The organism is Cobetia marina (assembly GCF_001720485.1).
Lineage (GTDB): Bacteria > Pseudomonadota > Gammaproteobacteria > Pseudomonadales > Halomonadaceae > Cobetia > Cobetia marina.
The window spans coordinates 1024904-1050107 of sequence record NZ_CP017114.1; the positions used below are offsets into that span (position 1 = coordinate 1024904).

Annotated in this window: 22 protein-coding genes; 15 read left to right on the forward strand and 7 right to left on the reverse strand. The window is 65.0% G+C overall.

Annotation, left to right across the window (positions count from 1 at the left end; genetic code table 11):
- Window positions 1–122: 122 nt before the first annotated feature.
- Together BFX80_RS04360 and BFX80_RS04365 are read right to left on the reverse strand one after the other, a co-directional pair.
- A complete protein-coding gene (locus BFX80_RS04360) occupies window positions 123–563 on the reverse strand; it encodes a PAS domain-containing protein (protein WP_077375053.1) in 441 nt (146 codons plus the stop codon).
- 219 nt (window positions 564–782) lie between these two features.
- Window positions 783–2084, reverse strand: a complete 1302-nt coding sequence (locus BFX80_RS04365; protein ID WP_084208048.1) for an MFS transporter — start codon at window positions 2082–2084, stop codon at window positions 783–785.
- 372 nt (window positions 2085–2456) lie between these two features.
- Here BFX80_RS04365 and BFX80_RS04370 point away from each other — a divergent pair, with 372 nt between their 5' ends.
- The gene (locus tag BFX80_RS04370) at window positions 2457–2789 is read left to right on the forward strand and encodes a SelT/SelW/SelH family protein (protein WP_077375047.1); all 333 of its coding nucleotides are present in this window, start codon (window positions 2457–2459) and stop codon (window positions 2787–2789) included.
- An 18-nt stretch (window positions 2790–2807) separates the two neighbouring features.
- Here the strand turns inward: BFX80_RS04370 and BFX80_RS04375 are convergent, their stop codons facing one another.
- On the reverse strand, window positions 2808–3827 hold the full coding sequence (locus BFX80_RS04375; RefSeq protein WP_077375044.1) for a zinc transporter ZntB: 1020 nt from the start codon (window positions 3825–3827) through the stop codon (window positions 2808–2810).
- Between the two features lie 139 nt (window positions 3828–3966).
- Between BFX80_RS04375 and BFX80_RS04380 the strand changes: the two genes are divergently transcribed.
- Window positions 3967–4887, forward strand: coding sequence for a DMT family transporter (locus BFX80_RS04380; protein WP_084208049.1), 921 nt, complete (start codon window positions 3967–3969; stop codon window positions 4885–4887).
- A 36-nt stretch (window positions 4888–4923) separates the two neighbouring features.
- Here BFX80_RS04380 and ppk2 read toward each other — a convergent pair whose 3' ends face one another.
- Entirely contained in the window at window positions 4924–5823 is a 900-nt protein-coding gene (ppk2, locus tag BFX80_RS04385; RefSeq protein WP_084208050.1) for a polyphosphate kinase 2, read from the reverse strand.
- Between the two features lie 232 nt (window positions 5824–6055).
- On the reverse strand, window positions 6056–6799 hold the full coding sequence (locus BFX80_RS04390) for an arylesterase (RefSeq protein WP_084208051.1): 744 nt from the start codon (window positions 6797–6799) through the stop codon (window positions 6056–6058).
- Between the two features lie 92 nt (window positions 6800–6891).
- On the opposite strand from BFX80_RS04390, the gene BFX80_RS04395 reads away from it, so the two are divergent.
- The 10 genes from BFX80_RS04395 (at window position 6892) to BFX80_RS04440 (ending at window position 19323) form a co-directional block, all read left to right on the forward strand.
- On the forward strand, window positions 6892–7704 hold the full coding sequence (locus BFX80_RS04395; RefSeq protein WP_077375032.1) for an ABC transporter ATP-binding protein: 813 nt from the start codon (window positions 6892–6894) through the stop codon (window positions 7702–7704).
- 43 nt (window positions 7705–7747) lie between these two features.
- Window positions 7748–10471: an ABC transporter permease gene (locus BFX80_RS04400; RefSeq protein ID WP_157109516.1), complete on the forward strand. Its 2724-nt coding sequence runs from the start codon at window positions 7748–7750 to the stop codon at window positions 10469–10471.
- A gap of 219 nt (window positions 10472–10690) precedes the next feature.
- Entirely contained in the window at window positions 10691–11953 is a 1263-nt protein-coding gene (gene glyA / locus BFX80_RS04405) for a serine hydroxymethyltransferase (protein WP_077375029.1), read from the forward strand.
- Between the two features lie 252 nt (window positions 11954–12205).
- The gene (locus tag BFX80_RS04410) at window positions 12206–12499 is read left to right on the forward strand and encodes a DUF6506 family protein (RefSeq protein ID WP_084208052.1); all 294 of its coding nucleotides are present in this window, start codon (window positions 12206–12208) and stop codon (window positions 12497–12499) included.
- Between the two features lie 221 nt (window positions 12500–12720).
- Window positions 12721–13608, forward strand: coding sequence for a FadR/GntR family transcriptional regulator (locus BFX80_RS04415; protein WP_084209624.1), 888 nt, complete (start codon window positions 12721–12723; stop codon window positions 13606–13608).
- A 99-nt stretch (window positions 13609–13707) separates the two neighbouring features.
- Complete coding sequence (locus BFX80_RS04420) at window positions 13708–14772, forward strand: TRAP transporter substrate-binding protein (RefSeq protein WP_084208053.1); 1065 nt, start codon at window positions 13708–13710, stop codon at window positions 14770–14772.
- Between the two features lie 155 nt (window positions 14773–14927).
- Window positions 14928–15569 (forward strand): TRAP transporter small permease subunit, encoded by a 642-nt coding sequence (locus BFX80_RS04425; RefSeq protein ID WP_084208054.1) that lies wholly within the window; start codon window positions 14928–14930, stop codon window positions 15567–15569.
- Window positions 15569–16870, forward strand: a complete 1302-nt coding sequence (locus tag BFX80_RS04430) for a TRAP transporter large permease (protein ID WP_077375014.1) — start codon at window positions 15569–15571, stop codon at window positions 16868–16870. Before BFX80_RS04425 ends, BFX80_RS04430 begins: the two co-directional genes overlap by 1 nt.
- A 303-nt stretch (window positions 16871–17173) precedes the next feature.
- Window positions 17174–18070 (forward strand): HAD-IIB family hydrolase, encoded by an 897-nt coding sequence (locus BFX80_RS04435; RefSeq protein WP_164850270.1) that lies wholly within the window; start codon window positions 17174–17176, stop codon window positions 18068–18070.
- Window positions 18071–18111: 41 nt separating this feature from the next.
- Entirely contained in the window at window positions 18112–19323 is a 1212-nt protein-coding gene (locus BFX80_RS04440; RefSeq protein ID WP_077375009.1) for a glycosyltransferase family protein, read from the forward strand.
- Between the two features lie 118 nt (window positions 19324–19441).
- Here the strand turns inward: BFX80_RS04440 and BFX80_RS04445 are convergent, their stop codons facing one another.
- Both BFX80_RS04445 and BFX80_RS04450 read right to left on the reverse strand, forming a co-directional pair.
- Window positions 19442–21316, reverse strand: coding sequence for a sugar phosphorylase (locus BFX80_RS04445; protein ID WP_240499671.1), 1875 nt, complete (start codon window positions 21314–21316; stop codon window positions 19442–19444).
- A gap of 218 nt (window positions 21317–21534) precedes the next feature.
- Entirely contained in the window at window positions 21535–21783 is a 249-nt protein-coding gene (locus BFX80_RS04450) for a GlsB/YeaQ/YmgE family stress response membrane protein (RefSeq protein ID WP_077375006.1), read from the reverse strand.
- A 306-nt stretch (window positions 21784–22089) separates the two neighbouring features.
- Here BFX80_RS04450 and nrdR point away from each other — a divergent pair, with 306 nt between their 5' ends.
- The 3 genes from nrdR (at window position 22090) to ribBA (ending at window position 25176) form a co-directional block, all read left to right on the forward strand.
- Window positions 22090–22578, forward strand: a complete 489-nt coding sequence (gene nrdR / locus BFX80_RS04455; protein WP_077375003.1) for a transcriptional regulator NrdR — start codon at window positions 22090–22092, stop codon at window positions 22576–22578.
- 137 nt (window positions 22579–22715) lie between these two features.
- The gene (gene ribD / locus BFX80_RS04460; RefSeq protein ID WP_240499672.1) at window positions 22716–23858 is read left to right on the forward strand and encodes a bifunctional diaminohydroxyphosphoribosylaminopyrimidine deaminase/5-amino-6-(5-phosphoribosylamino)uracil reductase RibD; all 1143 of its coding nucleotides are present in this window, start codon (window positions 22716–22718) and stop codon (window positions 23856–23858) included.
- 169 nt (window positions 23859–24027) lie between these two features.
- Entirely contained in the window at window positions 24028–25176 is a 1149-nt protein-coding gene (gene ribBA, locus BFX80_RS04465) for a bifunctional 3,4-dihydroxy-2-butanone-4-phosphate synthase/GTP cyclohydrolase II (RefSeq protein ID WP_077374998.1), read from the forward strand.
- Window positions 25177–25204: the final 28 nt, after the last annotated feature.

The window sequence follows — 25204 nt, forward strand, 5'->3', positions numbered from 1 at the left end:
GCGTGGAAGCATGCTCTGGTGGGTCGCGGGGAAGTTTTCGTCTGCGCACGAACGCCAACGCCCACCGGGTGGTGGGCGTTGGCGAGTGGTTCATGGCCGAAAGGAGGGGAGCGTGTCAGTGATCACTCGACATCGCTCTTGCGGGCTTCCCGCAGGCGCTCCAGCTCCTCATGCGCGGTCATCAGGCTGGTGACATCCTTTTGGACACCGACGAAGTACTGGAGATTGTCGTGCTCGTCGAAGACCGGTGTCATGGAGAGTTCGTTCCAGAACAGGCTGCCATCCTTGCGATAGTTGCGCAGTATCTCGCGGCACGGGCGCTTGTCGCGCAGCGCGGCACGGATGTTGTCCAGCTGTGGCTGGTCACGGTCGTCATTCTGCAGAAAACGGCAATCGCGGTAGAGAATCTCGTCGGCGCTGTAACCGGTAAGGCGCTCGAAGCCCTGATTCACGTAGATCAGGATGTTCTCGTCACCTTCCTGTTCGGCCACCACGATGCCATCGTCCGAGGCATTCACCACTCTCTCGAGCAGCTCGGGGCTGATCATGTGGGGTCTTTTCATCTGGCACTGATCCTTGCGGCTAAAGAACCCGGCCCTTGTGACCGAGCCCGAGAGTACGGGTATCGGGTGCCTGTCCGTGTGCCCGGACATTCCAGCACCATCATCGGTTTCACTATGGCGGGGAGACGCGGCTTATGCAATCGCAGCCGCTAATGTGTCGGGGGCCAGCGTCTGTCCCGGGCCCCCGTCGCGAGGTTTGGCAGACCGCTCTGTCCGGTATCAGTCGTCTTCCACTTCCGGCAGACGTTGCGCACACAGGGCGGCCGCCGTGGCGACACCGGCCAGAATCAGCAGCAGCCACTCGCTGCCCAGCCATTGGGCCAGACCGCCGATGGCCAGACCCAGCACCAGCATCAGCACGCCGGTGAGGGTGTTGGACAGAGCCACGTAGAGCGCGCGATTGTCAGCGCTGGCGAGATCCACCACGTAGGTCTTGCGTCCCAGACGGATGCCGGAATGTGCGATCACCAGCAACCCGTAGACCACGGCATAACTCCAGACGCTGTCGGAAAGCGCTCCGGGCCACCACACCATGCTGCCGGCCAGCGCGCAGCACACGGCGGCACCGGCGCCGGCGTTGCGCATCACGCGCCGACTCGAGGTATCGGCAAGCTTGCCCCAGATGGGGCTGGCGACCATGCCCGCCAGGCCTGACACGACCACCAGTACCCCGAGTCCGCCGAGGCTTTCGCCACTCTGCTGCTGGCCCAGCAGCGCGATGTAGGGGAGGGCCAGGGCACTTGAGAGCAACAGCGCACGCGCCAGATTGAAATTGCGGAAGGCGGCGTCATGGCGCAGCTGGCTGAACCCCTGGCGCACGGTGTCCCAGGCATTGGCACCGCCGCTGGTGGCGCCGCGATCTTCCTTGATCAGCGCCGCGCAGAAAGCATTCAGGCTCCAGCCCAGTGCCGCGATCGCCATCAGGGTGGCAAGCACCTGTTGACCGGGCTGCTCGCCCAGCAGCATCAGAACACCCCCCGCGAGCAACGTCATGGCGCCGGCCAGGCTGCCACTCCATCCCATCAGGCGGCCACGGCGCTGCTTGGCGATCGTCTTGCCCAGCACGTCCTTGGTGGCGATGGAGGCCACGCCACGCCCCAGTGACAGCACGACCAGACACCCCAGCACCAGGCCACCGGCCAGGCTGCCGCCCAGGCCACTGTCACCGTCGCCTCGAGAGAGCAGCGTGATGATCACCAGGCTGAAGGCCATCAGCGCTTGCAGCACGGACCCCGCGACCCAGACCCATTTGCGCCGCGGGAGCGGGCGGATGAAGCCCGCCACCACCAGTTGCGGCAGCAGGGCGCCGGCTTCACGAATCGGCACCAGCAGCCCCACCATCCACACCGGGGCGCCGATCAATCCCAGCAGCCACGGCAGCACCAGGCGTGCACTTGCCAGCTCGTCGGCCAGCTTGGTCCCCAGCGAGGCCAGCAGATGGCGCCAGACATTGCCGGGCTGCTGATGGCAGGCATCCTCGGAGATATCCTTGCACATGCGCGAGTCTTCATCGCCGGTCATGCGCTCGAAGAAGCGGCTCTGGGCGCCGCTGGTGGTGTCCTTGACCTGGTCCTGCTCCGGGCGTTGTCCCGTGGCGTGCTCCTTCTGGGGGTCAGGCGTCCCTGTCGTCGTGGCCTCCGTCGAGGCATCTGACGAGGGCCTTGAGGCCGAGCGCGAGGAGGGAGACGATGGGGACGAGGACGATGACGGGTCTGACATGCATGGCTCCGAAGGTCGGCGGCTGAATCCTCATTATTCCGTGCCCGTGCGGGGATGCCCAGTGCCAGTTGTCGACGCTCTCATCCCTGCACGCATTTCGGCATTGACCCGAACGCCTCGCTGCAGTGAAGTGGGAACGGCAACTCTTCACTCACGATTGGAACGCTCGCTCTCATGGATCAACCGTCCACGCTCAAGATTCGCATTCACTACTGCACCGGCTGCAACTGGCTGCTGCGCGCGGCCTGGTATGCCCAGGAACTGCTCTCCACCTTCGGGGAAGCGCTGGATGAGGTCGCTCTCGCGCCCAGTCACGGCGGACACTTCGAGGTGCTCTGCCAGCCTGCGCCTGACGCCGAATGGCAGGTGCTCTGGGAGCGCAAGCGGGATGGCGGCTTCCCGGACAGCCGTGACCTCAAGCAACGCGTGCGTGATGTGCTCGACCCGGAGCGCGATCTCGGTCATATCGACCGCGCCAGCCGCGAACAGGGCACCCCGACACCGTGACGGATGCCCCGATCCGCGTCACCACCATTTCTTGCGCTTGAGCAGCCACATCTGCATCGCGACGACCCCAAGCGTCATGCCGACGAACAGCGTGAAGCCCCATGGGCTCTCGCTGCCGGGAATCCCGCCGACATTGACGCCCAGCAGTCCGGTGAGGAAGCCCAGCGGCAGGAAGACGGCGGTGATGACGGAGAGCAGGTACATGCGCTGGTTGAGCTGCTCGTTGTGCTCACTCATGCGCTGCTCGTGAAGGATCAGGGCGCGTTCCTGCATGGCCTGAAAGTCCTCCACGTAACGCGACAGCTGGTTGGCGATCTCGCGCAGGTCCAGTCGCGCCTGCTCATCGATCCACAAGGGCCCCTGAGCCAGCTGGGCCAGGCAGTCGCGCTGAGGCCCCATGAAGCGCCGCAGGGTGATCAACGGGCGGCGCAGCCGCGTGATGTCGTCGGGATCGATCTCCACGTCATTGAGCTGATCCTCCTCGAGGATCGCCAGTTGATCGTCAAGGCGGTGGCTTAGCTCGGCGACGCGATCGACCAGCGCATCGCTGATCATCGCCAGCAGCCAGGAGATGTTTTCGGCTCCCTGGCCGGCTTCCAGCTGCTCGCGTACCTGGGTGATCGACTGGAAGGGGCGTCGGCGCAGGGTGATCAGGCGAGTCGGGCTCATCCACAGGCGCAGGGACAGCAGGTCTTCCGGCGCGGCACCCGGGTTGAGATTGATGCCGCGCAGGGTGGTGACGATGCCGCCGCCGAAACGTGCGACGCGTGGGCGTGTGTCCAGCTCGGTGAGGGCCTCGATGCTGGGATCATCCAGCTGCGCGATGCCGGCGAGATAATCATTGACGTCGCCTCGCGTGTAATCGAGGTGCATCCAGATCAAGGCCTCCGGCTCCTGCCAGGCCTGGCGCAGCTCATCATCGCTCAAGAGGGTCGCGCTGCCCTTGCCGTCGAGACGGTAGGCGCTGACCAGCGCCGTGGAGGGGGGATCGGGCTGCGGGTTGGCGTGCGGTAGCTGCGAAGAGGGGCTGGTGGTCATCGTAAAGCGTCCTTTGCGTACACGGGCTTGCAGCTGCACGCCACGCGCGCGATGCTCAAGCCTGCGACGCGCATGGCGGGCATGGGCGTCAGGTCGACACCGCCAGGATGGCGGTGTCCGAATTGCGAGGAAGCATGCCATGAGTCAGGACAGGGAGGCCATGCTCTATGGTCTGGGAGCGGTCGGGTTGTGGTCGACCGTGGCAACGGCCTTCAAGCTGGCGCTGGCGCAGATGTCTCCGCTGGAGCTGGTGTGGCTGGCAGCGCTGGTCTCCTGGCTGTTGATCGGCGTGCTGATGTGGCGTCAGGGTCGGCTGCGCGAGGCGCTCGCCAGCGGCTGGAAAGGCGGCTGGCGGACAGCGGCCTGGGCCGGACTGATGAACCCGGTCGGCTATTATCTGGTGCTGTTCGGCGCCTATGCACGTCTGCCGGGGCAGGAGGCCATGGCGCTCAACTATACCTGGGCACTGGCGATGGCCTTTCTTGCCGTGCCGATCCTCGCGCAGCGCCTGACGCGCATCGATGTCGCGGCAGGGCTGATCGCCTACGCCGGGGTGTGGACCATCGCCACCCGCGGGCAGGTGTTCGATGTCGCCTTCGCCGACCCCCTCGGCGTCGGACTGGCGCTGGGCTCGACCCTGCTGTGGGCCCTCTACTGGCTGCTGAACGCGCGGGATGCCCGCGCCCCGCTGGTCGCCCAGTGGCAGAACTTCAGCGTCGCCTTGCCGGTCCTGACCTTGCTGGTGGCCATCGGGCCGGGGTTTGGCAACTTCATCGGGGAAGACGCCAATCCTCAGGCGCTGATGGCCGGGCTCTATGTCGGCCTGTGCGAGATGGGCATCGCCTTCGTGCTCTGGCAGCTGGCGGTCCACAAGGTGTCGCGTACCGCCAAGGTCTCCAATCTGATCTTCCTGTCTCCCCCCGTGTCGTTGACGCTGCTGCACTTCATCGTCGGCGAGCCGATCCTGACCTCGACACTCGCGGGGCTGGTGCTGATTCTGGCAGGCCTGGGCCTGCAGCAGCTGCAGAAGGCGCCGGAGACACTGTCACACACGACATGAGCGCGCTCCGCCCGCGCCTGCATCCTCAGGGGCGTACTAGTCCGTGGGCAGGATCAGACGGCCGGCATCCACCACGATCAATGGGTCCGGCGTGCCGATCAGCCGTGTGTCCTTGCCGGGGTAGTCGAGCTGGCTGAGCACATGGCGCAGTGCGCCGATGCGAGCACGACGCTTGTCATCGGAGCGAATCAGCGTCCAGGGCGCGTGGCGACTGTGGGTACGCGCGAACATCGCCTCGGCCGCGGTGGTGTAGTCGTCCCACTTCTCCTGGGCCACGGCGTCCATCGGTGACAGTTTCCAGCGCGTCAGTGGGTCGGCGGCGCGCTTGGCGAAACGATTGGACTGCTCTTCCCGGGAGACCGAGAAATAGAGCTTGACCAGATGCAGGCCATCCTCGACCCACAGGCGCTCCTGCTGTGGCACCTGGATGAGAAAACGCTCGACCTCGTCAGGGCTGGCGAAGCGCATCACCGCCTCGACTCCTGCACGGTTGTACCAGCTGCGATCGAACAGCACGACTTCACCACTGGTGGGAAAGCGCGAGACGTAGCGCTGGAAGTACCACTGTCCCTTCTCCGTCTCGTTGGGCTTGTCCAGTGCCACGATGCGCGCGAAACGCGGGTTGAGGTATTCCATGAAGCGCTTGATGGTACCGCCCTTGCCGGCGGCGTCACGCCCCTCGAACACGATGGCAAGCCGCTCGCCACTGTCACGCAGCCAATGCTGGACCTTGAGCAGCTCGATCTGCAGGGCCCGCTTCTCGGCCTCGTAGACCTTGCGCTTGAGCCGCTTGTCGTAAGGGTAGGCGTCGCTGGAGACCGGCCCGAGCGTCATGTGGGGAGTTTCGGGGGCCGACGGGAGCTGCCCGGTTGCCGCATGCGCGGGTGTCGCTGTGGGGGCTGACTTGCCGGGGGCTGCCTTGCGGGACTTGCTCATGGTGGAATCCTCAGTGCTCTGAAGGGCGAAGCGCCCCGGGCGGGGCACGATGGACGAGCGTGATGAAAAGCGTGGCGGCAGGGCATGACAAGAGGGCTTGTCGGGAGGGCTTGTCGAGAGGGCGTATCGAGAGGGCGTATCGAGAGGACACGCCCTTCGGGAAACCACCGTCACCTTTGATTCTGGCCGGGATGCCCCATGTCATGTTCAGGCAAGGTAGACACGTGCAGGGTCACTGTGTGGCAGGTAGCGCGAGCGGCTTGAGCGTCGGCCAGATGTTGTCCAGCAACCTCGGCTGGGCCTTGGCCGTCGGGTGGATACGGTCCTGTTGCATCAGTTTCTGGCCGGCCGGTGCCGTGGCGATGCCCTCGAGAATGAAGGGCACCAACGGCACGGAGTATTCGTCGGCCAGCGCCCGATAGACTTGGCGGAAGGCGTCGGTATAGGCCGGGCCATAGTTGGGCGGGATCTCGATCCCCAGCAGCACGGGCTGGGCGCCGGCATCTTCCACGGCATCGATCATGCTGGCCAGATTGGATTGCATGCGCGCAGGTGGAAGGCCGCGCAGGCCATCGTTGCCGCCCAGTTCGATCATTACCAGCGAAGGGTCGTGTCGGTCGAGCAGTGCCGGCAGGCGATTCAGGCCGCCTTCGGTGGTATCGCCGCTGATGCTGGCATTGATGACCTCCGGCGCATCGTTGCCCAGGGTGTCCTCGAGGCGCTCGTCGAGCAACGCGACCCAACCCCGGCTGCTGTCGATGCCGTAGCCGGCCGAGAGGGAGTCGCCGACCACCAGCCAGGGAGCCGGCGCCTCTGCCAGCGCCACCTGAGGCGCCAGCACGGCCACGAGGGTCAGTGCCGAACTGGCAAGCGCATTGCGCAGCCGCGTGAGTCCGGCAGTCTTGCGCGCGGCGCGCGGTTCGGCGACTCGGGACAGACGTTGCGTTTCACGGCGATTCACCAGCCATCTCTGCATTCCTCATCTCCATCATCTGCACACGTTTCACATCCGTTTCGGGGACTGGCGTTCATGGCCATCCCGTTCACTACCATAAGCGAGCAGACACGATGTCACATAACGCCTCCATTAACGACGCCCCCTTTGCGTCGGATCATGCGTCAGTCGCGGCACCGTCAGCAGCGAATCCGCAGGCGCCGACGGCAGTCCTCAATGTCACGGGTCTGACCCAGCGTGTCGCCAGCGGTGACGGCCAGTTGACCATTCTTGAAGATCTAGAGCTTGCCGTGGCAGCCGGCGAGAGCGTGGCGATCATCGGGGCCAGCGGTTCCGGAAAATCCACGCTGCTGGGGTTGCTGGCGGGGCTGGACAGTCCGACCCAGGGCGATATTCGCCTGTTCGGCACCTCGCTTGCCGGATTGGATGAAGACGGGCGTGCGGCGCTGCGCGCGGGGCAGGTGGGCTTCGTGTTCCAGAATTTCCAGCTGCTGCCGACCCTGACGGCGTTGGAGAACGTGCTGATGCCGCTGGAGCTGGCGCCCCGGGGCGATATCGAGGCCAAGGCACGTGACTGGCTGGCGCGGGTCGGGCTGGGAGAGCGTCTTGATCACCTGCCGCGTCATCTGTCTGGCGGCGAGCAGCAGCGGGTGGCGATCGCCCGCGCTTTCGTGGCGGGACCGGGGCTGGTGTTCGCCGATGAGCCCACCGGCAATCTGGATACCGCTACCGGTGATCGCATCGCGGAGCTGCTGTTCACGCTCAACCGTGAGCGCGGCACCACGCTGATTCTGGTCACCCATGATCTGACCCTGGCCAGGCGCTGTGATCGCTGTCTGACGCTGGAAGCCGGCAAGCTGGTCGAATGGCAGGACGATGCCTCGGCACCTGCGGTAGCCACACCGCAAGGAGGGCAGCATGACTGATGCCAGCATGACATCTGACGCGCGATCGCCGCGCGGGGGCGCCATGCGTCTGCCGCTTGCGTTGCGTGGCCTGCTGCGGGACCTGCGTGCCAGTGATGTGCGGGCGCTGTTTCTGGCGTTGATGCTGGCGGTGGCCGCGACCACCATGATCGGCTTCTTTCTGGATCGTCTGGATCGTGGCCTCACGCGCCAGGCGGGACAGCTGCTGGGGGGAGATCTGGTGCTGGAGTCCAGCAATCCACTGGACCCGCGTTTCCGGCAGGCCTTCGAGGAGGCCGGGCTCGAGATGTCGCCGCAGCTGGGCATGGTCTCGATGGCCTCGCATGGCGACAGCTTCGTGCTCTCGAGCCTCAAGGCAGTCTCGCCGGGGTATCCGCTGATGGGGCAGGTCGAGCTTGCCTCCGATACGCCCGAGACCCGAATCGCGGGGGCGGACGGCAAGCCTGCCGACGACGGGTCGGCTGATGGGGAGAGAGCCGCCACGCGCCCCGCCATCCCGCCACCCGGGGAGGCCTGGCTGGTGCCACGCCTGGCCACGGCGCTGGGAGTGTCGCCGGGGGATACCCTCACCGTGGGACGCAAGACCCTGACCCTGACCGGCCTGATCACTCGTGAGCCGGACCAGCAGGGCGGTTTCTCCGAATTCAGCCCGCGCCTGATGTTCAACATGGCGGATCTCGAGGCGACCGGTCTGATCCAGCCCGGTTCACGCATGGAATATCGCCTGCTGGCCGCTGGCGATCCGGCGGCGGTGCAGCAGGCGCGCGATGCCATCGCGCCGCTGCTGGCGAGTGCCGACAATGCCGAGGTGCGCCTCAAGGACGTGCGTGAGGATCGCCCGCGACTGGGGCGCTCATTGGAGCGTGCCGACAAGTATCTGAGTCTGGCCGGGCTGGTGGCGGTGCTGCTGGCCGGGGTCGCGGTGGCGATGTCGACGCGCCGCTATGTGGAACGCCATCTGGACAGTGCCGCGCTATGGCGCTGCTTCGGGGCTTCCCAGCGTCAGCTGTCACGGTTGTTTGCCGCTCAGCTTGGCTGGCTGGCGCTGCTGGCCAGCACCCTGGGGGCCGTATTGGGGCTGCTGGGGCAGATGGGGCTGGTGGCACTGCTGGAGCGCTTCCTGCCGCTGGAGCTGCCGGCGCCGGGCCCCTTGCCGCTGGCATTGGGGATTCTGACGGCACTGGCGGTGCTGGCCGGCTTCGCCGGTCCGATGCTGCTGCGCCTGCGTCAGGTCAGTGCGCTCAAGGTGCTGCGGCGTGAACTGGCCCCGCTGCCGGCCTCGGCGTGGGTGGTGGTGGCGATGGCCAGTCTGGTGTTCGGCGCCTTGATGTGGCTCTACTCGGGCGATCTCATGCTGGCGGCCGGGTTGCTGGTCGGCGGCATCATCGGGCTGGGTCTGTTGCTGGTGGTGGGGCAGCTGCTGCTGTCACTGATGGTCAAGGTGGTGGCGCGTACGCGGGGACAGGGTGGCTGGAGTCGGCCGGTCCGTCTGGCGGGCGGGTTGCTGGCGCGGCGTCGCGGCGCCAGTCTCGGTCAGCTGGTGGCCTTCGCCGTCACCTTCGCGGCCGTGGCACTGATCGCGCTGGTGCGTGGTGATCTGATCAGCCGCTGGCAGGCGCAGATTCCGGCCAATGCCCCCAACCACTTCGCCATCAACATCCAGCCGGGCCAGCAGCAGGCCTTCGGCGAGGAGCTGTCGGCCATCGTGGAGGCGCAAGGGGCTGAGTCGCCCCAAGACGGCCTGAGTGAGCTCTATCCGATGGTGCGAGGGCGCATCACCGCCCTGAAAGGCGAATCCTTGCTGGGTCGCTCACAGCAGCGGGCGCTGGAAAATGCCGCTACCCGTGAACGTCAGCCGGACACGGAACAGGCGGCCGGTGGCATGCAGGAAGGCACCGGGGAGGCTGAAGCCTCACGCGGCGTGCCCCAGCGAGAGCTCAATCTCACCTGGCATCGTGATCTGCCTGATCACAACCGCGTGACGGCAGGTGACTGGGCGCCGCTCGAGGACTTCGCGGATGCCGAACCCTCGCGCCGTCAGGCCATCGCCGAGGCGCAGGGGGTGCCGGTCTCGATGGAGGAAGACCTGGCGCAGCGCATGGGACTGTCCATCGGCGATAGCCTGTCGTTCACCATCGGCAGCGAGACCCTCAAGGCGCAGGTGGTCAATCTGCGCCATGTGGACTGGGACAGCTTCATGCCCAACTTCTATGTGATCTTCCCGCCCGGGGCGCTCGAGAGCTTCGCCCACAGCTACATGACGGCGTTTCATCTCGAGGAGGAGGGAGCGCTGGCACCGCTGGTGCGCGATTACCCCAGCGTGTCCCTGATCAACATCGACGCGATTCTCACGCGGGTGCAGGAGCTGATCGCCCAGGTCTCGCGGGCCGTCGAGCTGATTCTCGGTCTGGTACTGCTGGCCGGTGCCAGCGTGCTCTACGCGGCCCTGGTGGCCAGCCGCCCCGCACGAGAACACGAAGGCGCGCTCTACAAGGTATTCGGTGCCGGGCAGAGCCTGCTGGCCCGTCTGCAGGCTGCCGAGTTCGTGCTGCTGGGGGCATTGAGCGGTCTGCTGGGTGCGATGCTGGCGGAAGGCGCGGCGGTCGGGCTCTATTCCGGCTGGCTGGGCCTGCCGGTGGTGCTGCATCCGTGGCTGTGGCTCGGCCTGCCGCTGATCGGCGCTGTGCTGGTCGGCGGGCTGGGCTTCTGGCTGTCGCGGGAAGTGCGCCGCCAGCCGCCCATGGCAGGGCTGCGCGCCCTGCAGTGAGCACGGAAAGGCAGCATCAGCGCAGTGCATGACGCCGCCGCAGGATGGCCTCGGGATCGTCGTGTCGATCGTGAGGCCATCTTGCGTTAACAATGATGCTGATTCATGTGAATCGGACCGCCGGCTGAGGTATCATGCTGGTCCTGATCTTACCCCTAGATGGCGATCCGGCCGCGCCGGAATTCGCTGTCGTCATCACCCTTCAGGCGAGGACACCCGATGTTCACCCGTGACATGCAGATTGCCGGTTTTGATGATGCGCTCCTGAGCGCCATGGACGACGAAGTCGTTCGCCAGGAAGCTCACATCGAGCTGATCGCCTCCGAGAACTACGCCAGCCCCCGTGTCATGCAGGCGCAAGGCTCCCAGCTGACCAACAAGTACGCGGAAGGCTACCCGGGCAAGCGTTACTACGGCGGTTGCGAGTTCGTCGACAAGGTCGAGCAGCTGGCCATCGATCGCGCCTGCGAACTGTTCGGTGCCACCTACGCCAACGTTCAGCCGCACGCCGGTTCCCAGGCCAACAGTGCCGTCTTCCAGGCGCTGGTCTCGCCGGGCGACACCATTCTGGGCATGAGCCTGGACGCGGGTGGTCACCTGACTCACGGTGCACGTCCGAACTTCTCCGGCAAGCACTACAACGCCGTGCAGTACGGTCTGGGCGAGAACGGCCTGATCGACTACGCCGAAGTCGCGCGTCTGGCGCGTGAGCACAAGCCGAAGATGATCATCGCCGGCTTCTCCGCCTACTCCCAGATCATCGACTGGGCCGAGTTCCGCAAGATCGCCGACGAAGTCGGTGCCTACCTGCTGGTCGACATGGCCCACGTGGCCGGTCTGGTCGCCGCCGGTGTCTACCCGAGCCCGCTGCCCCACGCCCACGTCGTCACCACCACCACGCACAAGACCCTGCGCGGTCCGCGTGGCGGCCTGATCCTGTCTGCCGAAGGCAATGCCGACATCGAGAAGAAGCTGAACTCCGCCGTCTTCCCGGGTGGCCAGGGTGGTCCGCTGATGCACGTCATCGCGGCCAAGGCGATCTGCTTCAAGGAAGCGATGGATCCGTCCTTCAAGACCTACCAGCAGCAGGTCGTCAAGAACGCCCAGGCCATGGCGTCCGTGTTCCTGGAGCGTGGCTTCGAAGTCGTCTCCGGCGGCACCGAGGATCACCTGTTCCTGCTGTCACTGGTCAAGCAGGGCCTGACCGGCAAGGACGCTGATGCGGCACTGGGCCGTGCCCACATCACCGTCAACAAGAATGCCGTGCCGGGTGACCCGCAGTCGCCGTTCGTCACCTCCGGTCTGCGTATCGGCACCCCGGCCGTCACCACGCGCGGCTTCAAGGAGCAGGAGTGTCTGGATCTGGCGGGCTGGATCTGCGACATCCTCGAGGCGATGGTCGCTGGCGATTCCGCCGCTGCCGAAGCCGAGGTACAGGCCAAGGTCTCCGAGGTCTGTGCACGTCTGCCGGTCTACGCCTGAGTTCCTGACGGATGGCGCTCGCCGACACATGATGTTCGCATCATGAGGGAGCTGGCCATCGGTTCGGAGTGAGGTGCTCGAGAACGCCTGTCGCGAAAGCGGCAGGCGTTTTTTTGTGCCCGGCTCACGTCCAGATAGGACGACATGTCGTTGATCCGTGGTCCACAAGCGCTCAGAAAGATCAGTCCTGATGCTCGCGGGGACACGCTAGGCTTCTTGATGCGTGATCCATCTCGTGGTGAGGAGACTTTCATGGCCGTGAAGACGCACGACGTTATGCACCATGCCTTCCTGATTCTGGTCGAGCACAGTGGCAATACCTCGCTGAGCAGCCAGGGGAGCGGGGAGATGCGACTCTCCGTCGCGACACTGGGCTCGCTCAAGGCGGCCGAGCGACTGGTCAGTGAGCTTATCGCCCAGGGGGTCAGTCAGATCGAGCTCTCGGCAAGCTTCGGCGCGGCAGGCGAGGCCGCGGTGAGAACGGTGGTGGCCGACAGCGGCGCCGAGCGAACGGTGATGATCGGTCGTGTCCGGTTCGCGACGTGAGCGAAGATGGCGCGAAGTCTGGTGAAATTGAATAATCCTTGCGCAACATGGAGTTGCGTAAAGGTGTGACCAAAGTCGGGTCTCACCCTTGGTCTAAGGTGTCTTGTTGGCATGTCTGACATGGGCTATTCCTTGACGGACAAGAGCGCACCGCGACCCATCCTGCGAGGGAGGTGAGCGAGCCACAATTGACGCGCCACGCCATCAAGGAACGTTCGATCATGCCCACGCCACCCAGGAGTGCTGCAGGCGGCCACCCGCGTGCCAGCACGTCATCCCCAACGTCAGCGTCCGCCAGTGAATCGTCGACCACCGCCCGTGTCGATGTGGCGGAATGGCTGGCGCAGGCCATCTTCGAGAATCGTTATCCGCCGGGCAGTCTGATCCCTCGTGAGCTGGATCTCTGCGATCAGCACGCCCAGAGCCGCGCCACCGTACGCACCGCGATCCAGAGTCTGGTCAATGCCGGCATCCTGACCCGCACCACCGGGCAGGGCACGCGCGTTAATCCGCTCAGCGAGTGGCATCTGCTCGACCCACGCGTCACCGGCTGGATGACACGCTATGCGATGCCGCATCCGCAGCTGGCACGGGATATCTACGCCTTCCGCATTTCCATCGAACCCTTCGTTGCCGCACTGGCGGCCACCGAGGCCACCGCCCAGGACCTGTCCGCCATCGAGCAGGCCTACGACGGCATGGCGGCGGCGGTGCATGGCGGCAGCGCCATGGAGGAGTTCGATCGCGCCGATATCGCCTTCCATGACGCCATCTTCGCCGCGACCCACAACGTCATCTGGGCGCAGCTCGGCCATGTGCTCAAGCCCTCGATCAGCCTGCTGGTGGCGACTTCCAATCACAATGCCTCGGAGCTGGGCGACAGTCTCGGTCGCCATCGTGCGGTGATGGAGGCGATTCGTCTGCGCCAGCCGGAGGCGGCCCATGCCGCGACCCTGCATGTGCTGGATCGCACCGGGCGCGATCTCGGGCTCGCCATGCCCGAGGTGGCCGATGGGCCGCACGGTGTCGGGCGCGCCCAGGAGCCGCTGGAGCTGCTACGTCGTTTCGGTCAGCTGCCCAGTCTCTCCGCCCCTCTGTCAAGAGAGTGACCCGCGCCCTGGGCGTCGCCACGCCGGGAAGTGTCTGCACGTCTTCCCTCCGCCAAAGAACGTCATAACACGTCATAACAACACGCCAGGAGTTCCACCATGCCGCATTCCACCACGTCCCAACGTCCGTCCCTCGCCTCCGGGCGTTTCGCGCTCAAGGCGCTTGCCCTTTCCACGGCGCTGGCCGCCAGTGCGATGGCCGCGCCCAGCTGGGCGGCCGAGTACGAATGGACCTTCCAGACCTCGGAAACGGCCGGTGAGCCGCAGTTCGAGGTCAAGAAGGCCTGGGCCGAGAACATCAAGACCATGTCGGATGGGCGCATCGCCATCGAGATCCTGCCGGTCAATGCCGTGGTACAGGCCAACCAGACGCTGGACGCCGTCAGCTCCGGCATCCTGCAGGGCCACCTGACGGACCCGTCCTACTTCTCGGGCCAGAATCCGGCCTTCGGCATGCTAGGCAACCTGGTGGGTGCCTGGGGGGATCCGCTGGAATATCTCGAGTACATGCAGCACGGCGGTGGTGAGGCGCTCTACAACGAGCTGGTCGAGCCCTACGGCGTGCATCTGATCGGCGCAGGCGCCACCGGGCTTGAGTCCTTCGTCTCCAAGAAGCCGGTGCGTACCGTCGATGACCTCAAGGGCCTCAAGGTGCGTGCGCCGGAAGGCATGGTCTACAACATCTTCCAGAAGGCCGGTGCAGCCCCCGTCAACCTGCCGGGCTCCGAGGTCTACACCGGTCTCGAGAAGGGCGTGATCGACGCGGCGGATTACACCGTGTTCGCCACCAATGATGACCAGGGCCTGCACAGCTTCGCCAAGTACCCGTCCTATCCGGGCTTCCACTCGCTGCCGATGGTGGCGGTGTCGATGAACAAGGACATCTGGGACGGCCTGCCGGCGGATCTCAAGGCGATCATGGAGACCGCGACTGACTCGATGGCCTACGACATGGTCTTCACCCTCAAGGCGCGTGACCTCAAGGCGGTGAGCGCGGCGCGAGCCAATCCGGATATCGAGGTGATCGACATGGCGCCGGAAGAACGCGCCAAGTTCCGTCGCATCGCCCAGCAGGAGTGGAAGGTATGGGCCGAGAAGAACGAGCTGACCGGCAAGGTCTACGAGTCCGTGGTCACCTTCCTCACCGACCGCAACCTGATGTAAGCGTCCACTCGCTGTCATCGGCCGCGTGACAAGAGTCGCCGGGACGAGACGTCGACAGGATCAAGACGATCAGGAAAGACGCGGGAGATGATGATCGGCGTGCTCACTGGGCGCGCCGATCCTCCTTGAGCAAGCCAGTTAGCAAGGAATTCGATATGGCAGAACATGATGTGGCGTCGCCGGGCCTGCCGGAGGCGTCGGATGACCACGACCCGAATCTGGGCACGCGCACGCCGCTGGACCGACTGGTCGGCAAGGGCACGCGCGCCGCGGCGTGGCTGGTATTGCTGGCGATGGCGATCAGCGTGTTCGAGGTGGTGATGCGCTATGGCCTCGACTCGCCGACCTCCTGGGTCCACGAGACGGTGATCTTCCTGGTCGCGACCAGCTTCGCGCTGGGCGGGCCGGCGGCGCTGGCCAACAACCGCCACATTCGCGTGCGTGTGCTCTACGACCTGGTCGGCACGCGCTTTCGCTACGTGCTGGACTGCTTCAATGACGTGATGACGCTCGTGTTCTGCATGGCGATGAGTTACGCAGGCTGGGTGATGTTCTGGCGCGCCTCGCACAGCCCGCTGGGCGAATGGCAGCTGGAGCGCTCCGGTACCTCGTGGAACCCGCCGTTTCCAGCGCTGACCAAGGGCGTGATCCTGTTCGCGCTGGCGGTGATGACCCTGCAGGCGCTGTGGCATCTCTACCAGACCTTCTTCTCTCCCCGTCCGCCCGAAGGGGGAAGTGACGCCGCTGCCCACACGGCACAAGAGACGCGTACCACGTCAGACAAGGAGCAGCGCTGATGGATATCGCAACGGCTACCATGCTGCTGGTCGGCGGCATCTTCGCGCTGCTGGTCACCGGCCTGCCGCTGGCCTTCGTCACCGGCCTGGTCGCGCTGGCCTACACCTTCGGCTGGTTCGGCCCGATGGCGCTGCCGCTGGTCACCAGTCGTGTCTATGGCTTCGTCACCGAGTATTCGCTGGTGGCGGTGCCGATGTTCGTGTTGATGGCCTCGCTGCTGGATCGCTCGGGGATCGCCAAGGACCTGTTCAATGCCATGCGCGTGATGGCAGGTCGCCTGCCCGGCGGCGTGGCGATCCAGACCATCGTGGTGGCGTTCTTCCTGGCGGCGATGTCCGGCATCATCGGCGGCGAGATCGTGCTGCTGGGGATTCTGGCGCTGCCGCAGATGCTCCGGCTCGGCTATGACAAGCACATCGCCATCGGCGTGGTGTGTGCCGGGGGCTCGCTGGGCACCATGATGCCGCCCTCCATCGTGCTGATCATCTATGGCCTGATCGCCAACCAGTCGATTGCCGATCTGTTCACCGCGGCGATCACCCCGGCCATCGTGCTGATGGCAAGCTATATCCTCTATGTGCTGATCCGCTGCCTGCGCAATCCCGCGCTGGGGCCGGTGATGCCCGAGGAGGAACGGCGTGCCAGCTTCCAGAGCAAGCGTGAGCTGCTCAAGGCCGTCGGCGTGCCGGCGATCATCGCGGGACTGGTGCTGGGTTCCATCTATGGTGGGGTGGCCTCGGTGACGGAGGCAGCGGCGATGGGCAGCTTCGGCGTGCTGGTGGCGGTGATGCTGCGGGGTGAATTCTCCATCACCCTGATGCAGCGTGCGCTGTCCCAGACCATGAACACCTGCGGCATGATCATCTGGATCGGTATCGGGGCGGCGGCGCTGGTCGGGGTCTACAACCTGATGGGCGGCAACCGCTTCGTGTCGAGCATGATTCTCGGCCTCGATATCCCGCCGCTGGCGATCATCATGGTGATGATGGCGATCCTGCTGCTGCTGGGGCTGTTCCTCGACTGGATCGGCATCGCGATGCTGACCCTGCCGATCTTCGTGCCGATCATCATCCAACTTGGCTATGACCCGGTATGGTTCGGCGTGCTGTTCGCGGTCAACATGCAGGTGTCCTTCCTGTCGCCTCCCTTCGGGCCTGCCGCCTTCTATCTGAAAGGCGTGGCACCGGAAGGCATCAGTCTCAAGGATATCTTCGTCTCGCTGCTGCCGTTCATCGCCATCCAGCTGTGCGTGCTGGCGATGTTGCTGCTGTGGCCGCAACTGTCACTGTGGCTGGTCTAGTCTCAACAGATGTTGCTGATGGCCGAAGACTCGACGCCCTCGCAGATGCGAGGGCGTCGTCGTTCGTGACGACAGGTTTGCGCTGCAATGTGGCGACGCGACATGCATCAGGGGATTTGTGCTCATTGTTGGTGCAAGCAAGCCGGCGGTGAATCAGAGTTGAGAGTTGAGAGGCCAGACTGTCATTGCGACTGCACCATCTTGGCACATTCCCTGCAATGCTCTTGGCAGGCTTGCCTGGCGCAACGAGACCGCACCGCGGGGATGCCTGGCACGCTGCAGCACTTCATGAGGAGAGTTCACATGTCAGAGACTCAAGCACCGCTGTTGTTGCTGACCGACCTGGATGGCTCGCTGCTGGACCATCACGATTACTCGCCGGGTCCGGCGCGCAGCTGGCTGACCCGCCTGCGTGCTCGCGGCGCCTGGGTCGTGCCCAATACCTCCAAGACCGCGGCTGAACTCACGCCCTTGATGCGCTCGCTGGGGCTGGCGGGTCAGCCCTGGATCGCCGAGAACGGAGGCGTCGTGGCGCTGCCGGCCTCCTGGCTCAGTGCCTATCCACTGGAGGAGGCCAGTGCCCCGGATGCGCACGGCCTGTGCCGTATCGCGGTGGCCATGCCGCGCCGCGCGATTCTCGAGGTGCTGGAGGGACTGAGCGAGGAATTCGCCTTTGAAGGCTTTGCCGCGATGTCGGTGGCAAGAATCAGCGAGCTGACGGGGCTGGGAGAGGCGGATGCGGCGCTGGCGGGGGAGCGTGATGCCAGTGAACCGCTGGTATGGCAGGACGCGCCGGAGCGCCTCGAGGAGTTCCGCACGCGCCTGGCCAGCCATGGCCTCAAGCTGACGCGGGGCGGGCGTTTCCATCATGTGACGGGCGACACTGACAAGGGGGTGGCGGCGCGCTATCTGATCGCGCGCTACCGGCTCTGTGAGCGGGTGCGTCCCTGGACACTGGGCTTCGGTGATGGCGCCAATGATCTGCCATTGCTGGCCGCGGTCGACAACGCTGTCCTGATCCCCAGCGTCGGTGATACCTCACAGCGCGATCGGGAGCTTGCCGAGTATCCGCTACTGGCGGATGAACGCCGCTGTTTTCGCGCCAATCACCCCGGGCCGCAGGGATGGGTCGAGGGATTACGTCACTGGCTGGCCAATGGCCAGCCGGAAGAATGGACATCCAGAGGCCTGCGCGCCTGACGCCTGCCTGATGCGTGTCTTCGGTATGACAAGGAGCTGACATGAGCGATTTTTACCAGAATGGCATCATCACCAACTTCCATAACCTGACCGACCGTCCGGTGGAGGACCTTGAAGCGGATCTGATGCGCTTCTCCCGCAAGCGGCCGATGAGCCTGATTCTGCCCTCGCTGTATTCCGAGCTGGAAGGCCCCGCGCTCAAGCACATCGTCGATGAGCTGGCGCAGGTGCCGTATCTCAGCGAGATCGTGATCGGGCTGGATCGTGCCGACCGCGACCAGTTCGAGCATGCCAAGGAGTTCTTCTCTCACCTGCCACAGCATCACCGTATCCTGTGGAACGACGGGCCGCGCCTGCGTGCACTGGATGAAGAGCTGACCGAGCATGGTCTGGCACCGATGGAGGCCGGCAAGGGGCGCAACGTCTGGTATTGCTCCGGTTACGTGCAGTCATCAGGCATCGCCGAGGCGGTGGCACTGCATGACTGCGATATCGTCACCTATGATCGCGGCCTGCTGGCGCGTCTGATCTACCCGGTCGCCCATCCGCAGTTCAACTACGAATTCTGCAAGGGCTACTATTCGCGCATCGCCCAGGGCAAGCTCAATGGTCGCGTGGCACGTCTGATGGTCACGCCGTTGATCCGTGCGCTCAAGAAGGTCTATGGCCCGCTGCCGTATCTGGATTATCTCGACAGCTATCGTTATCCGCTGTCCGGTGAGTTCTCGATGCGCACCGACGTGCTGGCGGACATTCGCATCCCCAGCGACTGGGGGCTGGAGATCGGCGTGCTGTCCGAGGTGCATCGCAACTATTCCACCAAGCGTCTGTGCCAGGTGGACATCGCCGATGCCTATGATCACAAGCATCAGCCGCTGTCCGAGGAAGATGCGCTGGGCGGCCTCAATCGCATGAGTCTGGATATCGCCAAGGCCATGTATCGCAAGCTGGCGACGCTGGGGGTCGAGATCCATGGCGAGACTTTCCGCACCATCAAGGCGACCTACTATCGCATCGCGCTGGATCTGATCGAGACCTATTACAACGACGCCGTCATGAATGGCCTGACGGTGGATCGTCACAGCGAGGAAGCGGCAGTGGAGCTGTTCGCCGCCAACATCATGGATGCCGGCAGCGCCTTCCTCGACAACCCGCGTGACAAGCCCTTCATTCCGAGCTGGAATCGGGTGCAGTCCGCGGTGCCGGACCTGCTCGAGCGCATGCATGAAGCGGTGGAGCTGGACAACCAGTAACGACACCTTTCACCAACCGCTTTCATGGGTCACGCACGTTGCGGCAGACACGGGAAGGTAAAACGACAACGGGGCTGCCACTGGCAGCCCCGTTGTCGTTGGCAGGCACGTCGTCAGGTCAGACGACCTCGATGGCCGGTGGGCGCACCGACTGCTCCATCAGCCAGGCGGCCTGATAGGGGCGGCGCGCCATGGCGGGGTCGAAGGCCTTGTCATGACACAGGTGGTCGGTCAACGCGAGGCCCTGCCAGCTTTCCGGCAAGGGCAGCACACGCGGCTGGTCGGTGACATTGAGGGCGAACAGCAGGCGACGTCCCTCGTGGGTGACGCGCTCGAAGACGAAGAAGTCCGGCCCCAGGTCGAACACCTGCTGATGGGCATCGGGGTGGAAGCATGGCTCCTCGCGGCGCAGTGCCATGCGGCGCTTCAAGGCATGGAAGACCTCATGGGTCGCGGTGTTGGGGCTGGACAGCAGGGCTTCCAGTTCATCGCGCTGCCACTTGCGGCGGTTGATGGCGCGCAGATGCCCGTCGCGTTCGACCCCTTCCTGGTGATTGGGGGTGGCGGTCAGTGAATGAAGATAGAGGCCGGGAATGCCCTGCAGGCTCAGCATCAGGGTCTGACTGGCGATGAAGCGCTCGATCTGCCACGGGTCCCGTCCACGCCGCGTGCCCTTGAGGGCATCGAAATAGCTGATGTTCAGCTCATAGGGAGTGTCGGCGCGCCCCGGATTGGCGCGCATGCTGACGTAGCCACCGAAGTCGTGCACCAGTCGCACGAGGGTATCGCGCTCATGGTCCGGCAGCAGGCCTTCCAGCGCACGCACGCCGATGCCATCGTGGCTGGCCGTGAAGTTGAAGTAGCTGCATCCCGCCGGCAGAGAGGGCAGGCTGGCGGCCCATTCGGTCAGCGCACTGGCATCCCCGGAGGTCAGGGTATGCAGAGTCAGCGGCGGCAGCGTGAACTGATAGATCATGTGGGCTTCATCGGCCTGGGCGCTGCCCTCGAGGGAGGTCAGGTCCTGCTCGGAAAGGCGGTCGAGGCCGAAATACGACATGTTCTCGGCGTGGGGCACGTTGGTTTCCGTGATCAGCAGGCTGCCGGGGGCCAGATGATCCACGATGGCGCGCAGCAGGCGGACCACGGCATGCGTCTCCGGCAGATGCACGCAGGAGGTGCCCAGACGCTTCCACAGGAAGGCCACGGCATCGAGGCGGATCATGCGCGCGCCCTGCTCGAGGTAATAGAGCAGGATACCGATGAACTCCAGCAGGACGTCGGGATTGGCGAAGTTGAGGTCGATCTGGTCATCCGAGAAGGTTGCCCACAGATGACGCAGGCCACGACGGGTATGCACCGGCGTGAGCAGGGCCGAGGGGCGTGGTCGCACCACGCTGGAGACGTCCGTTTCCGGGTCCATCTCGATGAAGTAATCGCGGCCGGGTTGCACGCCGGCCAGATAATCGGCGAACCACAGCGATTCCCGCGAGCAGTGGTTGATGACGAGGTCCGCCATCAGGTCACGTTGCTCGCTCAGACGCTGGATGTCCTGCCAGTCGCCGAGGGCCGGATTGACCTCACGGTAGTGGATGACGCTGAAGCCGTCGTCGCTGCTCCAGGGGAAGAAGGGCAGGACGTGCACCCCGGAGAGGCAGTCACCCAGACGGCTCGCGAGGAAGTCATTCAGGGTGGCCAGCGGGGCCTCGCCTTCCTGTTGCACGCTGTCGCCGTAGGTGATCAGCCACTGATCACGTTCGCTCCACAGCGGTTCGCCCTCGGGAACCCGGGGGGCAAGACGCGAACGATGCAGCTCCATCAGTGTCTCGAGACGCCGCAGCACCTCATCCTTGCGCTCGGGATAGATCACCGCCAGCAGCGTCTCGGCGTGGCGGGCGAAGGCATCGTTCGAGAGCGGGTGTGACAGGGAGCGTGGGCCCGGTCGAGCGGCGTGTGAGGAAGAGGTGGAAGGATCGGGAGGTGGCATGTCGGGCATGAGCGGTCCTCGAAGTCATCAGTGCATGTGACTTGACCATGCAAGACGACGGCCAGCCCACTGGTGCAGGCTGGCCGTCGTCGAGTCATGGCGGGTGAAACCGGCGGGGAAAGCCATGTGATCAGCTCCTGTCAGGCCATAGAGCCGATCAGGCTCACCCGCACTGCTTGCGAAGTGCTCGCGAAGTGCCTGCGAAGTGCCTGCGAGCGGGTCGCGGGCTACCTGCGAACGACTCGATACAGGATCAGCAGGATGATGGCACCGAGCACGGCGATGACGAAGCTTGCCAGATTGAAGCCGGTGACATCTCCGAAGCCGAGCTGCGTGCCGATCCATCCCCCTACCACGGCACCCAGGATGCCGATGATGCTGGTGACGATGATGCCACCGGGGTCCTTGCCGGGCATGATGACCTTGGCGATGATGCCGGCGATCAGTCCGAAGATGATCCAGGCGATGATTCCCATGTCGCGTCTCCTTGCGTCATTAGTAAGCACTTGGTCGTGAAGATCATTCACTCATGTGGCGAGCATCCTTGTGGGAGTTTCTCGCCGGCCTCGGTTCTCGGGAGTCTATGCGGATTCCTCTTCCGCTCCTCAAGGCTAACGCAGATAGGATCTGACTGACATAGGCTCCCGTGCACGAGTCTTAACGGTTACAATGGCGCCCATTCCATGTCTTTCGGCTGTGCTGCCGTGGCCCGACGCTGCTCGGCAGTACCGGAGGCCGAAGTACGCAACGCCGCCACCTCGCACTCAAGCAGGCTCCCAACAATGCACTGTCCCTTCTGTGGAACTCATGAAACCAAGGTCACGGATTCCCGGCTGGTGGTCGAGGGTGACCAGGTGCGTCGTCGTCGCCAGTGCGCGGCCTGCGGCGAGCGTTTCACGACCTACGAGACGGCAGAGCTGGTCATGCCGCGAGTGGTCAAGGGTGACGGTTCCCGTGAGAGCTTCGATGAGCACAAGCTGCGGGCAGGCATGTTGCGCGCGCTGGAGAAGCGTCCTGTCTCCTCGGAGCTGATCGAGGCGGCTGTCGAGCGTATCCGTCAGCGTCTGCGCGCCACGGGGGAGCGTGAGATCGAGGCGCGCCGGATCGGCGACGAAGTGATGCAGCAGCTCAAGCGGCTGGATCAGGTCGCCTATATCCGCTTCGCCTCCGTCTATCGCCGGTTTCAGGATCTGGACGAATTCCGTGCCGAGATCGACCGCCTCGCCCAGGAGCCCAGTTTCCTGCCCGGCGAGGAAGACAGCCGCTCCTGATCCGCGCATCGCCCGACCGTCCTGCGGTCCGACTGTCGGGGCGGTCCATGTTGTCGTCACACGCCGATAGGTATTGCATGTCCCTCACCTCTCATGACACCGCAGTCGGCCAGGAGCCTGGTCACGATATTCGCCACATGGCGCATGCCTTGCGCCTTGCGCGCCTGGGAAGCTACACCACCCATCCCAATCCACGGGTCGGGTGCGTGCTGGTCGACCCCGTCACTGACGAGGTGATCGCCACCGGCTTTCATGTGCGCGCCGGGGAAGGGCATGCCGAGGTCAACGCCTTGGCCGCCGCCGGTGAGCAAGCCCTGGGCTGCGTGGCCTACGTGACGCTGGAGCCCTGCTCGCACACCGGGCGAACCGGACCATGCTCACGCGCCTTGATCGCGGCGGGCATCTCGCGGGTGGTGATCGCCATGCGGGACCCGAATCCGCAGGTGGCCGGGCGTGGCATCGCCATGCTTCAGGGCGCTGGCATCGCCGTGACGGTGGGCGTGCTGGAGCAGGAGGCGCGTGCGCTCAATCCCGGCTTCCTGTCGCGCATGGAGCGCGGGCGCCCCTTCGTGCGTCTCAAGCAGGCCATGAGTCTGGACGGTCGCACCGCGATGGCCTCCGGTGAATCCCAGTGGATCACCGGCCCGGAAGCGCGCAGCGCCGTTCAGCGACTGCGCGCACGCTCCAGCGTGGTGATGAGCGGTATCGAGTCGGTCATCTTCGATGATTCGCGCCTCAACGTGCGCGCCGAGCAGCTGGGGCTGGAGGCGCATCCGCTGGGGCTCGAGGCGCTGGTGACGCGTCAGCCGTTGCGCGTGGTGGTGGATACGCATCTGCGCCTGCCCCTGGCGGCGCGAATCCTTGAGCAGGACGGCAGAACCCTGGTGGTCTGTGTCGCGGATGAGACAGCGGCTCAGGCAGAACGGCGCAGACTGTTGGAAGCGGCCGGCGCCGAGGTGCTGGCGCTGCCGGCGGGCCCGGAGGGACGTGTGGATCTCGAGGCGCTGTTGCGCCATCTGGCCGAGCACGAGCAGGCCAATGAGGTCCTGCTGGAGACCGGTGCGGTGCTTGCCGGTGCCATGCTCAGTGCCGGGCTGGTGGATGAGATGCAGCTGTTCATGGCGCCGACGCTGCTGGGCGGGGAGGCGCGTCCGTTGCTGGCCCTGCCCGGACTCGAGCACATGGCGCAGCAGCGGCGGGTCGAGATCCGTGAGATTCGTGCCGTGGGGCGCGACTGGCGCATCACGGCAGTGCCCGACAACGGCGAGCCTGTCGGCTGAACTGACTGAGAGAAATTGCCTGCCAGCGCAAGGACTTGCCGCTGTCTGGCGACAGTGGCGTCGCGGGGCGCTGGCGCAAAACCGGGTGGCGGGGTACCCTGACGCCCGACTTTTTGATAACACGCGTGGGCCGGGCAACCGTCGGCGCGGTCCGAAATGTGGAGCAAGCATGGCGCTATCAGGCATCGCAGCACTCGTCGAGGATATCCGGCAGGGCAAGATGGTCATCCTCATGGATGACGAGGATCGTGAGAACGAAGGCGACATCATCATCGCCGCGGAAGCCGTGACAGCCGAGCACATCAACTTCATGGCGCGTCATGCGCGTGGCTTGATCTGCATGCCGATGTCGCGTGAGCATTGCGAGCAGCTCCAGCTGCCCTTGATGGTGCAGGCCAACGGTTCCGGCTTCGGTACCAAGTTCACGCTCTCCATCGAAGCCACCGAAGGCGTCACCACCGGTATCTCCGCTGCTGATCGCGCACGTACCGTGCAGGCGGCTGCCGCCCGCAACGCCCGTCCGCAGGATATCGTCCAGCCGGGGCATATCTTCCCGCTGATGGCGGAACCGGGTGGCGTGCTGCGTCGTGCCGGCCACACCGAGGCGGCCTGTGATCTGGCCTCCATGGCGGGCTTTGGCGCGACCGGCGTGATCTGTGAGGTCATGAACGACGACGGCAGCATGGCGCGTCGTGAGGAGCTCGAGCGCTTTGCCGCCGAGCATGATCTCAAGGTCGGCACCATCGCGGACCTGATCGAATACCGCATCCACAACGAACAGACCGTGGAAGTGCTGGACAGCGAGCAGGTCGAGACGGCCTTCGGCGAGCTGACGCTGCACTGCTTCAGCGATCGCATCCAGGGCCGTCACCATCTGGCGCTGGTCAAGGGCACGCCGACGCCTGACGCCTTGACCACCGTGCGTGTGCATGTGGAGGACCCGATGCGTGACCTCCTGACCCTGCGTCAGCCGGGCAGCAGCAGCTGGGCGCTCCATGATGCACTGTCACAGGTCGCTGCCGCTGATGCGGGCGTGCTGGTGCTGCTGGACACCGGCAGTGATTCACAGGATTACAAGGAACGTCTCGATGTCTTCCTCGGACGACGTCGTACGCCGCGCACCAACGAATCCGATGGTGCGGGCAACTATCTGACTACCGGTACCGGTGCCCAGATCCTCAGGGATCTCGGCGTCGGCCGGATGCGTCTGCTCAGCTCGCCGTGGAAGTTCTCTGCGCTGTCCGGTTTCGGCCTCGAAGTGGTCGAGCTGATCGGCAGTGATGACGCGGCCAGTGGCACAGACACCGTGGGTGCATAAGGCCCCGGCACTACCCAAATGGCGGGAG

What these genes read in the sequence shown, in the direction of transcription:
- BFX80_RS04360 (WP_077375053.1), bottom strand. Translation starts at nt 563, where the DNA reads ATGAAAAGACCCCACATGATCAGCCCCGAGCTGCTCGAGAGAGTGGTG.
- BFX80_RS04365 (WP_084208048.1), bottom strand. Translation starts at nt 2,084, where the DNA reads ATGACCGGCGATGAAGACTCGCGCATGTGCAAGGATATCTCCGAGGAT.
- BFX80_RS04370 (WP_077375047.1), top strand. Translation starts at nt 2,457, where the DNA reads ATGGATCAACCGTCCACGCTCAAGATTCGCATTCACTACTGCACCGGC.
- BFX80_RS04375 (WP_077375044.1), bottom strand. Translation starts at nt 3,827, where the DNA reads ATGACCACCAGCCCCTCTTCGCAGCTACCGCACGCCAACCCGCAGCCC.
- BFX80_RS04380 (WP_084208049.1), top strand. Translation starts at nt 3,967, where the DNA reads ATGAGTCAGGACAGGGAGGCCATGCTCTATGGTCTGGGAGCGGTCGGG.
- ppk2 (WP_084208050.1), bottom strand. Translation starts at nt 5,823, where the DNA reads ATGAGCAAGTCCCGCAAGGCAGCCCCCGGCAAGTCAGCCCCCACAGCG.
- BFX80_RS04390 (WP_084208051.1), bottom strand. Translation starts at nt 6,799, where the DNA reads ATGCAGAGATGGCTGGTGAATCGCCGTGAAACGCAACGTCTGTCCCGA.
- BFX80_RS04395 (WP_077375032.1), top strand. Translation starts at nt 6,892, where the DNA reads ATGTCACATAACGCCTCCATTAACGACGCCCCCTTTGCGTCGGATCAT.
- BFX80_RS04400 (WP_157109516.1), top strand. Translation starts at nt 7,748, where the DNA reads ATGCGTCTGCCGCTTGCGTTGCGTGGCCTGCTGCGGGACCTGCGTGCC.
- glyA (WP_077375029.1), top strand. Translation starts at nt 10,691, where the DNA reads ATGTTCACCCGTGACATGCAGATTGCCGGTTTTGATGATGCGCTCCTG.
- BFX80_RS04410 (WP_084208052.1), top strand. Translation starts at nt 12,206, where the DNA reads ATGGCCGTGAAGACGCACGACGTTATGCACCATGCCTTCCTGATTCTG.
- BFX80_RS04415 (WP_084209624.1), top strand. Translation starts at nt 12,721, where the DNA reads ATGCCCACGCCACCCAGGAGTGCTGCAGGCGGCCACCCGCGTGCCAGC.
- BFX80_RS04420 (WP_084208053.1), top strand. Translation starts at nt 13,708, where the DNA reads ATGCCGCATTCCACCACGTCCCAACGTCCGTCCCTCGCCTCCGGGCGT.
- BFX80_RS04425 (WP_084208054.1), top strand. Translation starts at nt 14,928, where the DNA reads ATGGCAGAACATGATGTGGCGTCGCCGGGCCTGCCGGAGGCGTCGGAT.
- BFX80_RS04430 (WP_077375014.1), top strand. Translation starts at nt 15,569, where the DNA reads ATGGATATCGCAACGGCTACCATGCTGCTGGTCGGCGGCATCTTCGCG.
- BFX80_RS04435 (WP_164850270.1), top strand. Translation starts at nt 17,174, where the DNA reads ATGTCAGAGACTCAAGCACCGCTGTTGTTGCTGACCGACCTGGATGGC.
- BFX80_RS04440 (WP_077375009.1), top strand. Translation starts at nt 18,112, where the DNA reads ATGAGCGATTTTTACCAGAATGGCATCATCACCAACTTCCATAACCTG.
- BFX80_RS04445 (WP_240499671.1), bottom strand. Translation starts at nt 21,316, where the DNA reads ATGCCCGACATGCCACCTCCCGATCCTTCCACCTCTTCCTCACACGCC.
- BFX80_RS04450 (WP_077375006.1), bottom strand. Translation starts at nt 21,783, where the DNA reads ATGGGAATCATCGCCTGGATCATCTTCGGACTGATCGCCGGCATCATC.
- nrdR (WP_077375003.1), top strand. Translation starts at nt 22,090, where the DNA reads ATGCACTGTCCCTTCTGTGGAACTCATGAAACCAAGGTCACGGATTCC.
- ribD (WP_240499672.1), top strand. Translation starts at nt 22,716, where the DNA reads ATGGCGCATGCCTTGCGCCTTGCGCGCCTGGGAAGCTACACCACCCAT.
- ribBA (WP_077374998.1), top strand. Translation starts at nt 24,028, where the DNA reads ATGGCGCTATCAGGCATCGCAGCACTCGTCGAGGATATCCGGCAGGGC.